At 29.9% G+C, this 12,298-nt stretch carries 10 protein-coding genes; 7 read left to right on the top strand and 3 right to left on the bottom strand.

The features are described from left to right. Positions 1–2: 2 nt before the first annotated feature. The 7 genes from L8W55_RS01750 to L8W55_RS01720 all read left to right on the top strand — a co-directional run bounded on the left by L8W55_RS01750 (position 3) and on the right by L8W55_RS01720 (position 8,983). Complete coding sequence (locus tag L8W55_RS01750) at positions 3–647, top strand: HAD family hydrolase (protein ID WP_039617658.1); 645 nt, start codon at positions 3–5, stop codon at positions 645–647. Positions 648–764: 117 nt separating this feature from the next. After that, positions 765–4,319: a pyruvate:ferredoxin (flavodoxin) oxidoreductase gene (gene nifJ / locus L8W55_RS01745; RefSeq protein WP_263677038.1), complete on the top strand. Its 3,555-nt coding sequence runs from the start codon at positions 765–767 to the stop codon at positions 4,317–4,319. Positions 4,320–4,322: 3 nt separating this feature from the next. Continuing rightward, positions 4,323–4,646: a hypothetical protein gene (locus tag L8W55_RS01740; RefSeq protein ID WP_263677037.1), complete on the top strand. Its 324-nt coding sequence runs from the start codon at positions 4,323–4,325 to the stop codon at positions 4,644–4,646. Beyond that, positions 4,618–6,009 carry a pilus (MSHA type) biogenesis protein MshL gene (gene mshL, locus L8W55_RS01735; RefSeq protein WP_263677036.1) on the top strand — a complete coding sequence of 464 codons (1,392 nt, stop codon included), beginning with the start codon at positions 4,618–4,620 and terminating at the stop codon, positions 6,007–6,009. Before L8W55_RS01740 ends, mshL begins: the two co-directional genes overlap by 29 nt. Further along, the gene (locus tag L8W55_RS01730) at positions 5,990–6,319 is read left to right on the top strand and encodes a transformation system, membrane protein CtsX (protein ID WP_052241327.1); all 330 of its coding nucleotides are present in this window, start codon (positions 5,990–5,992) and stop codon (positions 6,317–6,319) included. Before mshL ends, L8W55_RS01730 begins: the two co-directional genes overlap by 20 nt. Continuing rightward, positions 6,312–7,826, top strand: a complete 1,515-nt coding sequence (locus L8W55_RS01725; protein ID WP_263677035.1) for a GspE/PulE family protein — start codon at positions 6,312–6,314, stop codon at positions 7,824–7,826. The genes L8W55_RS01730 and L8W55_RS01725 overlap by 8 nt, the downstream gene beginning before the upstream one ends. Next, the gene (locus L8W55_RS01720; RefSeq protein WP_263677034.1) at positions 7,823–8,983 is read left to right on the top strand and encodes a type II secretion system F family protein; all 1,161 of its coding nucleotides are present in this window, start codon (positions 7,823–7,825) and stop codon (positions 8,981–8,983) included. The genes L8W55_RS01725 and L8W55_RS01720 overlap by 4 nt, the downstream gene beginning before the upstream one ends. Here L8W55_RS01720 and L8W55_RS01715 read toward each other — a convergent pair. From L8W55_RS01715 to flgK, 3 genes are read right to left on the bottom strand one after another with little or no spacing between them, the layout of a single operon-like run. Then, positions 8,980–9,732, bottom strand: a complete 753-nt coding sequence (locus tag L8W55_RS01715; RefSeq protein ID WP_263677033.1) for a TSUP family transporter — start codon at positions 9,730–9,732, stop codon at positions 8,980–8,982. The genes L8W55_RS01720 and L8W55_RS01715 overlap by 4 nt on opposite strands. Then, a complete protein-coding gene (locus L8W55_RS01710; RefSeq protein WP_263677032.1) occupies positions 9,717–10,466 on the bottom strand; it encodes a TIGR02757 family protein in 750 nt (249 codons plus the stop codon). The genes L8W55_RS01715 and L8W55_RS01710 overlap by 16 nt, the downstream gene beginning before the upstream one ends. Further along, complete coding sequence (gene flgK, locus L8W55_RS01705) at positions 10,466–12,295, bottom strand: flagellar hook-associated protein FlgK (RefSeq protein ID WP_263677031.1); 1,830 nt, start codon at positions 12,293–12,295, stop codon at positions 10,466–10,468. The genes L8W55_RS01710 and flgK overlap by 1 nt, the downstream gene beginning before the upstream one ends. Positions 12,296–12,298: the final 3 nt, after the last annotated feature.

Below are 12,298 nucleotides of genomic sequence, written 5' to 3'. Positions count from 1 at the left end.
CTTTGTTAAAAAAGACAATTTTATTTGACTTAGATGGCACTTTGATAGACTCTACAAGTGCCATTTTAGATGGATTTGATGCTGCTTTTAAAGCTTTTGGCGAGCCTTTAAGAGATCATGAAGCCATTAAAGCTTTAATAGGCTTTCCTTTAGATGTAGCTTTTGAAAAACTTGGAGTGCCAAAAGAAAAAACAAGTGAGTATATTAATGCTTACAGAAGCGTATATCAAAAAATCTATATAGAGCAAACTTCTTTGCTTTCTTTGGCAAAAGAAAGTGTATATGAGGCTAGTTTATTTGCTGATTTAGCCGTTGTAACGACTAAAAGTTCTAAATTTTCCAAACCTTTACTTGATCATTTGGGTATAGGAGAGTATTTTAAAGTTATCATAGGTAGAGATGATGTAACTTACCCAAAACCAAATGCTGAGCCTATTTTGTTAGCTTTAGAAAAATTATCTAAAAGCAAAGAAAATGCATTTATGATCGGAGATACTCATTTAGATATTCAAGCAGCTTGTAATGCAGGTATTAAACCTATAGCAGTAAGTAGTGGTTATGAAAGCAAGGAAAGTTTGGCTAAATTTAAAATTCCACTTTTTGAAAATACTTATGAAGCTGTAAAACATATAAAAAATATCCGATAATTTCACATTCAAACCCCATACACACAAATAATAAAAAATTTTTATCATTGTTTAAGACAATTAAAGATAAAGTAGCTATTGATTTTAAGTAATTATTTTAATTATAAGGATAATTAAATGAGTAAAATAATGAAAACAATGGATGGTAACGAAGCGGCAGCTTATGCTGCCTATGCATTCACAGAGGTTGCTGGAATTTATCCTATTACCCCAAGCTCTCCTATGGCAGATTATACTGATATATGGGCTTCTCAAGGTAAAAAAAATCTTTTTGGAGTACCGGTTAAAGTCGTAGAAATGCAAAGTGAAGCAGGAGCGGCAGGGACAGTTCATGGTTCTTTACAAGCAGGTGCTTTAACTACTACTTATACAGCATCTCAAGGGCTTTTATTAAAAATACCAAATATGTATAAAATCGCAGGTCAGCTTTTACCTGGGGTTATCCATGTGGCAGCTAGAGCTTTAGCTTCTCAAGCATTATCTATTTTTGGAGATCATCAAGATGTTTATGCTGCAAGACAAACAGGTTTTGCTATGCTTTGCTCACATTCTGTGCAAGAAAGTATGGATTTAGCAGGTGTTGCACACCTAGCAGCTATTAAAGGTAGAGTGCCTTTTATGCATTTTTTTGATGGTTTTAGAACAAGCCATGAAATCCAAAAAATCGAAGTGATGGATTATGCGCATTTTGATCGTTTGCTTGACCGTGAAGCTTTATTAGAATTTAGAAATTCCTGTCTAAATCCAGAAAATCCAAAAACAAGAGGTACAGCTCAAAATGATGATATTTATTTTCAAACAAGAGAGTTAGCAAATAAATATTATGAAGCTATTCCTGATATTGTTAATGAATATATGCAAGAAATTTCAAAAATTACAGGAAGAGAATACAAGCCTTTTGTATATTATGGGGATAAAAACGCAACACGCATTGTAGTAGCAATGGGTTCAGTGACTGAAGCTTTAAAAGAGGTTGTGGATCATTTAAACAGCAAAGGCGAAAAAGTAGGGGTTTTAAAAGTTCATTTATATAGACCATTTAGTTTAAAATATTTATTTGATGTAATGCCTCAAAGTGTTGAAAAAATAGCTGTTTTAGATAGAACTAAAGAGCCAGGAAGTTTAGGTGAGCCACTATATTTAGATTTGAAAAGTGCATATTATGGAAAAGAAAAAGCACCTTTAATCGTTGGTGGTAGATATGGACTTTCTTCGAAAGATGTTGATCCTGCTCAGCTAATAGCAGTTTTTGAAAATCTAAATCAAGCAAATCCAAAAGATGGTTTTACTATAGGAATTAATGATGATGTGACTTTTACTTCATTACCTGTGGGAGAAAAAATTTCTTTAGGTGATGAAAGTACTATAGAGTGCTTATTCTATGGACTTGGTGCTGATGGTACTGTGGGGGCGAATAAAAACTCTATTAAAATTATAGGGGATAAAACAGACTTTTATGCGCAAGCTTATTTTGCTTATGATTCTAAAAAATCAGGTGGTTATACAAGAAGCCATTTAAGATTTTCTAAAAAACCTATCACTTCAACTTACTTAGTTTCTACACCGCATTTTGTAGCGTGTTCAGTGGCTGCGTATTTAGAAATTTATGATGTTTTAGCGGGTATTAGAAAAGGCGGAACTTTCCTTTTAAATAGTATTTGGAGTGCACAAGAAACTATTAAAAAAATTCCTAACGCAGTTAAGAGGGTTTTAGCGCAAAAAGAAATTAATTTTTATATTATTAATGCTACAAAACTTGCTAGGGAAATAGGACTAGGTAGTAGAACAAATACAATCATGCAATCAGCATTTTTCAAACTTGCTAATATCATTCCTTTTGAAGATGCACAAAAATATATGAAAGAATTAGCTTATAAATCATATAGCAAAAAAGGTGATGCTATAGTTGAGATGAATTATAAAGCTATTGATGTAGGTGCAGATGGACTTGTAAAAGTTGATATTGATCCTTCTTGGGCAAATTTAGCTGATGAAGCAAAAGAAGAAACTATAGCTTATAAGGGTACTGAGTTTGTTGAAAAAATCGCAAAACCTATGAATGCGGCTAAGGGTGATGATTTACCAGTTTCGGCATTTTTGGGCTATGAAGATGGTAGTTTTGAGCATGGTACTACCGAGTATGAAAAAAGAGGCGTCGGTGTTATGGTGCCAAGATGGATAGAAACTAATTGTATTCAGTGTAATCAATGCGCCTCAGTATGTCCACATGCAGTTATTAGACCATTTTTAATAGATGAAAAAGAATTAGAAAATGCTCCAGCAGGCGTAAAAGAACATAGCTTAAATGCAAAAGGCGTAAAAGAGCAAAAATTAAATTTCAAAATTCAAGTTTCACCGCTTGATTGTACAGGTTGTGAGCTTTGTGTGCATGAGTGTCCTACTAAAGAAAAATCTTTAGTAATGGTGCCACTAGGTGAAGAGCTTGATCATGGTGAGCAAGAAAATGCAGATTATTTATTCAAAAAAGTAAGTTATAAAGATAATATCTTAAATAGAGAAAATGCAAAAGGTATTCAATTTGCTCAACCTTTATTTGAATTCCATGGAGCATGTCCAGGATGTGGAGAAACTCCTTATATCACTTTAATCACTAGATTATTTGGTGAAAGAATGATTATTGCTAATGCAACGGGTTGTAGTTCTATTTATGGTGGTTCAGCTCCTTCAACTCCATATAGAAAAAGTAATAAAAATGGTCATGGACCAGCTTGGGGTAATTCTTTATTTGAAGATAATGCTGAATTTGGTCTTGGTATGAAAATAGCAACTGAAACAACAAGACATAAAATAGAGCAAATCATGAATGAAAGTATGCAAGAAGTTCCTAATGCACTTTCTGCATTATATAAAGAATGGATTGCAAATAAAGAAGATTCTAAAACTTCACTAGAATTAAGAGATAAGTTAGTGCCATTATTAGAAGAAAATAAACAAATTAAAGCTGTAAATGATATTTTAGAGCTTAAAAGCTATTTAAGTAAAAAATCACATTGGATTTTTGGTGGTGATGGTTGGGCTTATGATATAGGTTATGGTGGACTTGATCATGTTTTAGCAAGTGGTGAAAATGTAAATATTTTAGTGCTTGATACTGAAGTGTATTCTAATACAGGAGGTCAAAGCTCAAAATCTTCAAGAACAGGCTCAGTAGCCCAGTTTGCTGCAGCAGGTAAGCCAGTGCAGAAAAAAGATCTAGGTCAAATTGCTATGACTTATGGTTATATTTTTGTGGCTCAAGTAAATTCTAATGCAAACTATGCGCAATTGTTAAAAGCTGTAATGGCAGCAGAAGCTTATGATGGGCCTTCTTTGATTATAGCTTATTCTCCTTGTATAGCTCATGGTATTAAAGGTGGGCTTGGAAATTCAGGAAATCAAGCAGAGCTTGCTACAAAATGTGGATATTGGCCAACTTATATTTATGATCCGCGTTTAGAAGCTGAAGGTAAAAATCCTTTAACAATTTCTTCTAAAGAGCCTGATTGGGATTTATATGAAAGCTTTTTGTTGAATGAGGTGCGTTATAGCTCACTTAAAAAATCAAATCCTGAACAAGCAAAAGAATTATTTGAAAAAAATAAAGCAGAAGCACAACGCCGTTATAGACAACTTAAACGCTTAGCAAGTGCTGATTTTAGTAATGAAAACTAAAATTTGCTTCGATTTTTACTTGTGAGTTTATGGGTGCTTGGTGCTTTTGGTGCTAAGTACCCATTTTTGAGTCAAAGTTGTAATGATGTTGATTTTTCTTTGATTCAAGATCCTTTTTTTCAAAAAACTACAAATATAAAATCTGATTTTTCCTTACAAGCTATCGTTTCTAATAAAGTTAAGATTAATGATAAATGGTATATTTTGAATGATGATATTGAAGGTTTTAAGATTGTTGAGATTAAAAATTCTCAAGTTATATTGATAAAGGAAGAAAAAATCATGGTTTTAAAATTGTATGAAAAAAATAATATTTTTATTTATTAGTATTTTAACTTTTACAAATGTTTTTGCCTCACAGTGCCATCAGCGCTTTTTTGATATAAGTGTAGAAAATAAAACTTCTTTGATTGAAATTTTAAATGAACTTGGTAGAGAATGTGGTTTTAGTATTATAATAAAAGATTCATTAGCTAGAGAAAAGTTAAATCATACCCAAAATTATCTACACATAAGAAAAATGTCTTTAAGAGAAATTTTTAAACTTTTATTGATGGAAAATAATCTTGCTTATGAGTATGAAAAAAATATTTTAAAAATTTATGGAAGACAAGTTAAAACTTTTAAAGTGCATTATATAAGCTCTATTAGAGAAGGGCAAAGCATTACTAAAGCTTCAGTGGATTCAAGACCTAAACAAGGCGATTATGATAGCACTAAAGAAGCAGATAATCTAGTCATTAGCACAGATAAGTTTGATTTTTGGGAAAAAATTTCAGAAGAAATACAAGCTTTATTAGATGAAAATACAACTAAGCCTATTATTAATACTAATGCAGGGATTATCACTTTAAATGCTACTTTGTATGAGCTTACAAGTGTTGAAAAATATTTAAAAGATTTAAATAAAAGACTTAAAAAGCAAGTTTTAATTGATGTAAGTATAGTTGCAGTACATTTAAATAAAAGTCATTCAAGTGGGATTAACTGGCAAGAACTTGCTTTTAAACTTAATGGAGATGATAATGATTTTATAATTAATAAAGGTGGTGTTAGAAATATCAATCTTAAAGCCAATGTTGAAACTAAGGCTATTTTAAATTTATTACAAGAAAATGGTAAAACTACTGTACTTTCTAACCCAAAACTCATGGCACTTAATAATCAACAAGCTATTATTTCCATAGGTGATACGATTAATTATCAAGTAAAAGAAAGCTCTAAGGGCACTGAAAATGGTACAACCATTAGTGAAACTTATAATAATTATTCTATTTTTGTAGGAATTTTACTAAATATTTTGCCTGAAATTTCAGATGATCACAAAATCATGCTTAGAATAAATCCTAGTTTGAGTGATTTTAAATATAGTGTTGATAATCACAGACAAAATAAACCAAGAAATATAGCGCCTGATACCATACAAAAAAAGCTTTCTACTGTAGTTGAAGTTGATGATGGGCAAACTTTAATTTTGGGTGGATTGATTAGTAAAAATACGATTAGTAATCATAATGAAGTAAGTGCTTTGTCTAAAATACCACTTTTTGGTGCTTTGTTTCAAGGAAAGCAAAATTTAGAAGATATTAGTGAAATAGTTTTTATCATCAAGCCAAGTTTAATAAGAGCTGATAAAAAAGTGTTGAGTTTAAAAGAATTAGGTTTTGAACATGAAGATGATATGTTTTAATTTTTTAATTTGTTTGTCTTTTTTAAATGCAATGAATATTCAAAATGAAAGTTTTGAGCAAAATGTATTTTATGAAAAATTTATTAATCATCCAAGTTATGAAAATGCCCTAAATTTAGCTAAATATTTTTATCAAATAAAAGATTATCAAAAGGCTATTTTTTGGGCTATTGAGGCAAATGAATTTGAGTTATTAGAAAAAGAGGCGTGGCTAGTTTTTATCAATGCTAAATTAAAACTTGGAAAGCATGAAGATGCTTTAAAAGCTAAAGAAGAGTATGAAAAACTTTTAGGAAATTATTTTGAATGATATAAAAGCAATAAAAACTTTAAATGAACTTTCTTTGCAAGAATTGGCTTTAGAGTATAAATTAGAAATTTTAGACTTAAATCAAACTCTCAAAATAGAAAAGTATCTTCATGTTTTACCTTTTTCTTTAATAGAACAATATAATATTTTTTGTTTTTATGAAGATGATGAAAGTATTCATATAGCTTCTTTAAAACCTTTAGATGAGAGTATTTTAGAAAAAATACAAAATTTATACCGCTTAAAGGTTGTTAAAATTTTTCTTTGTGATTTTACACAATTTAAATTCTTACTAGAAAGGATTAAATTTTTAATTTGCTTTCAAAACTATCTTGATAAATTAGAGCTTAATTTAAAAAGTGATGGAAATAAAGATGAGTTTTTATTAGAGCAGTTTTTGAATTTAATTTTAACTTATGCTTGTTTTTTAAGAGCAAGTGATATTCATTTGGAGCCTTTGGAAAATGAAGTTTTGATAAGATTTAGAATAGATGGAGAATTAAAATATATCCATAGTTTTGATATGAGTTCTTATCAGGCTTTATTAATGCATATAAAAATCATTGCCTTACTTAATGTAGCAGAGCAAAGACAAGCCCAAGATGGGAGTTTTTCTAAGATTATTTTAGAGCAAAAATATGATTTTAGAATTTCAATTATGCCTTTGTTATTTGGGCAAAGTGTGGTGCTTAGAATTTTAAAACAAGATGAGTATGTTTTAAAACTTGATAGACTTTTTATTAAAGAAGAAAATTTAACCTCGTTAAAAACATATATAAATGCACCCTATGGTTTGATTTTATTTTGTGGGCCAACAGGGAGTGGTAAAAGTACTTTTATGCATGCTATTTTAAATGAGCTTGACCAAAATAAAAAAATCATTACCCTAGAAGATCCTATAGAATATAAACTTAAACATGCTCAGCAAATTTTGTTAAATTCTAAAACTGGCTTTGATTTTCATAAAGCTTTAAGAGCGGTTTTAAGGCAAGATCCTGATGTGATTATGGTGGGTGAAATCAGAGATGAGGAGAGTTTAGATATAGTTTTAAAAGCTTCTTTAAGTGGACATTTAGTTTTAAGCACCTTGCATACTAATGGTGCTATAGAAGCTATTTTTAGAATGAAGCATATGGGTGCAAAAGAATATTTAATAGCTTATGCGCTTAATTTGATTATAGCCCAACGCTTGGTAAGAAAACTATGTGAATGTAAAGAACTTAGCGATGAAAAATTTCATTTTCAAAATCAAGTTTTTGAAGGAAAAATTTATAAAGCAAAGGGTTGTGCTAAGTGTATGCATAGTGGATATAAAGGGCGTTTAATGGTGGCTGAATTTTTGTTTTTAGATCATAATTTAAAAAGTATGATAGAAAATAATGCAAATTATGAAAATATTTTAACTTATGCTTTAAAAAAAGGCTTTTTAACTTTAGGTAGGGATGCTTTGGAAAAAGTTAAGCTTGGTTTAACAAGTTTAGATGAGCTAAGAAAGATTAGTTTTTGAAAAAATTTATTATTTTTTATACTTTAGACAAAGAGCAAAAGCAATGTATAATTAAGGCCAAAAATCTATATGAAGCTAGAAATCTTGCACAAAAATCATTTGAAAATATTATTAGTATTGAAGAGTATTTTGGAGTAACAAAACATAAAATTAAAGAAGAAGAGCTTATTTTTATCCTTAAAGATTTAAGTATGGTTTTAAAAGCAGGATTAAGCTTACAAGAGGCTATTTTAGAGTTTGCAAGATCAAATCATGATGTATATGTAGCTAAAATATTTAATGTGATTTATAATAAACTCAAAAATGGAAGCTCTTACAATGAAGCTTTTAGAAATGTTTTAAATTCTAGAGAATGTGCTGTTTTAAAAATTTGTGATGGTAAGGAGGATTTATATAAGGCTTTTGAGATTATCATTAATCTAAAAGAGAAAAACCTTCATAGTTTTAAGCAGTTTAAAAAGGCTATAACTTATCCACTTTTCGTTTTTACATGTATTATTTTAGCTTTTTTTGTACTGATGATTTTGGTTTTACCTGAATTTAAAACTTTATTTTTGCAACTTGAATTAGATTTACCAAAAATCACTCAAATTCTTTTTATTGTAGGAGATTTTTTTAAACATTTTTATGTATTTATTTTATTAGGTATTGGATTTTTTATAATGTTTGCTTATTCTTTTAGAAAGTCTTTATTTTTTCATGAAATTCTTTTTTATTCTCCCATTTTTGGAAAAATAATATTTTTTCAAGATAAATTTTGTTTTTTCTTAATTTTTTCATATTTATTAAAAGCAGGTGTGGATATAAAAAGAGCTTTTGAATATGCGTGTGAAGGTATAGAAAATCAATTTTTTAAAAATAAAATGTTTATTGTAAAGACTTCATTTGAATCAGGATTTGATTTAGCTCAAGCTTTTTCTAACACAAGGCTTTTTGAGCCTTTTGTGATAAGAATGTTAAATTTAGCTTTAAAAAGTTCTAAATTAGATGAAAGTACTTATGAGCTTGCTTTATTTTATGAATATAAAAAAGAAAATTACACCCAAAGACTTTTGGTTATTTTAGAACCTTTGATGACAATTTTTATGGCGAGTTTGATTTTAGTTTTGGCCTTGGGTGTATTTTTACCTATGTGGCAAATTAGTCAAGGAATTTAAGCAAGATAATCATAAGCAACCTTAGCTATAGTTAAAGCAACCATAGTTAAAAAAAGTTTTTTGATAAAAGTTCCTTGTGTTTTTAAAACTAGTTTTGAGCCTACAAAGGCGCCTAAAATTTGACCTATACCCATTAAAATACCAACTTTCCAAAGTACTTCATAAGAGTATAAAAATACCCCTAAGGCTACTACATTGCTAGTAAAATTTAAGATTTTAGTATTAATGCTTGCATTTTTCATACTAAAACCAAGAAATATCACACAAGCAAAAATCCAAAAAGACCCGGTTCCAGGCCCTAAAAAACCATCATAAAAGCCAAGTAATAAACCAAAAGTGATTTGAAAGCTTGTGGTGCTCATTTTAGCTTTATTATGTACATGACCTAAATCAGGTTTGAAAATAGTATATAAAAAGATTAAAATAAGGCAAATTAATACAATAATTTTAACAGCATTTTGATCTATTAGTAAAACTGCATAAGTTCCAATGGCTGCACCAATAGCGGTAAATAAAATTCCTAAAGCTATCTTTTCTATGTGCATGGATTTTCTATAAGCTAAAACCGCAGTGAGTGAGCCAAAGGTGCTTTGAAGTTTATTAGTAGCTAGAGCTAAATGAGGAGGGATCCCACAAGCAAATAAAGCAGGTATAGTAATAAGTCCACCACCACCTACAATCGCATCAACACAGCCTGCAAAAGCAGCAACAAAAAATAAAATCACATAATAAGTTAATTCAAGCTCCATAAGCTTTCCTTGTTTTGTCCGATTCTATATAGAGCAAAATCATATTTTATAGGATCAGCAGGATCAAATTTTTTAAGACTTTGCGTAAGCTCTAAAACACTTTTAAAATCATAAATCTTACGCTTTAAAAGCTTAAGTTTTAATGAAACTTTATGAGTATGAGTATCTAAGGGTATGAGTAAGTCTTTTTTGTCTATATTTTTAAACAAACCTAAATCTAATTCATCTTTTCTTACCATCCACCTAAGATACATGTTGTATCTTTTTAAAGGACCTTTTGGAGTTTTAAATTCTTTTGAAAAGAAAAACTCATAACCATAACTTTTATAAGGATTAAGCTTATAAATTGTTTCTATGAAAGCTTTTATTGCATGTGTGATATTTTGTTCTTTTTGATAAGCTTTGGTAAAAATATTTTCTATGCTATTTTCATTTTTTAAGCGTTTGAGTGTGATGAAAATTTGAGCTATATCTTGATGATTTTGAAAGCGGTATTTTAGATCTTTGCATTCTTTTTTAATAATCTCATCATTTCTTTCAAGTAAGGAAAAATCAAGTTTGTTTAAAAAATTTACAATATTTTTAGCATTCCCATAGGCAAATAAAGCACAAAGTAAGGCTATATTTTCATCTTTATAAACACTTGCAATTTGTAAAGGATCAGGATGAGAAAAAAGCTCTTTTTGAGTGTTTTTGCTTAAAATTGCTTCATCTAAAAGAGCTTTAATTTGCATTAAGATTTTAAACCAAGCAAGGTTTCAAGCATTTGATCAACAGTAGTTACGATTTTAGCTGCAGCGCCATAACTTGCTTGATATTGTATGAGCGCTGCTAATTCTTCATTAGTATTTACACCACTTTTTGATTGATATTCTGCATAGGCTGTATTAAATACTGTCATATTAGTTGCGTGCGCAAAGCCATTGCTTTCAGCATCTGAAGCAATTTGACCTGTAAATTTTCTATAGTATCCATCTAAAGTCATAGTATCTACTGTACCATCTTTATTATAAAAATTTACTTTTTGATTTTGAAGTTGCAACATAGCATTGGCTACATCGTTATTTCCATCAACTCCGTTTGAACTAGCTTTTAAGCTATTTGGATCATTTCTAATACTTGAATTTACATTAATGCTACTTGCATCTTGACCATTAAAAAATGAAGATACATTTAAAGCGCCTGGGAAATTTGTGCCATTGTCTTTAAAGGCTATTTTATAACCTTTTTTTAAGCCATTGATTTGGAAATTTCCGCTATCACTTTTTCCATCATAATGATAAAAAGCTTGAAAATAATCATTTAAGTCATCGCCACTTTGACCATTTTTATTATCATCTATATCTGCGTTGATTTGCTTAACAACATCTTCTATAGTGGTATTAACATCAATTTTTATAGTTCTAGTAGCTACAGGATTACCTTTTTCATCATAAATTGTGATGTCAAAGCTTCCTGCTTGGATATTTTTATCATAGCTCATTAAAGAAGTATCAGGCTTTAAACCTTTTAAATCATCTGAATTAACTCTATCTGTAGCTGCTTGAGCATAGACATTATTAGTTTGGGTTATAAGTGTTTTTGTAAAGGTATTGAGCATATCTTTATACTCTTGTAATTTTCCATCACTATAAGTATCGTGATTGCCATCATAATTTCTACCTCTAAGATCAAGTTGAGCACCAAGCTGTCCGCCTGAAATTTTGCTTGTTAAATCATAGCGGTTTTCATCATTTACTTCATAATAAATTTGATAAAAACCATTAGGGTTATTATTGTCTAGTTTTAAAGGGTGAAAGCTAGAGCCATTGACTATACTAAAGCCTTGAATGCTTAAATCATAGTATCTTCCAGAATCAGTCATGGTAGATTCTAAAGTACTATCTTGAGAGCTTGTTCCTTTCCAAGCTACTGCATTGACTAATTTTGAAAGTCTAAGTTCAAGCTCATCTCTTTTATCTCTTAATTGATTTGCATTATCGGTAGGTAAAACTTCTTCATTTTCAAGTTGTTTGTTAATATTTGCAATTTCTTGACCAATATTATTAATTTCATCTACAGTTTGCTTGATTTGCTCATTGACAGTTTGTTGCATTTTATTAAGATCTTGTAAGGTTTTTTGTATGTTTTGAGTTAATGTATTTGCGCTATTAACAAGATCTATTTTACTTGCTCCATCACTTGGATTAGAAGCAAAGTTATTCCACGCATCATAGTAGTTTTTATAATCTTGTAAAATACCAGTTCCTTGCATATCAGGAAATCTTTGGCTTGCTTCTTGTAAAATTTGTCCTAAGTAATTTGTATAGTTTTGCTGGGTGGTAGCGTTTTTTAACTCATAATAAGAATGCTCATCATGTAATCTTTTAATAGTATCAATTTGCGTACCTGTCCCTAGGTGTAAGCCACCTCTATCAAGAGACATACCCGAACTTTGTACAGCTCTTTGTCTAGTATAAAACACCGCATTTGCATTAGAGATATTGTTACCTGTGGTATTGATTTGAAGTTCAGCAGCTCTAATACCGCTAACCCCTGTATATAAGCTATCAAAAATTCCCATGAC

Origin of the sequence: Campylobacter sp. FU_520 (assembly GCF_025772385.1) — a bacterium.
GTDB classification, from domain to species: Bacteria; Campylobacterota; Campylobacteria; order Campylobacterales; family Campylobacteraceae; genus Campylobacter_D; species Campylobacter_D lari_C.
This window is presented reverse-complemented; position numbering and strand designations above follow the sequence as displayed.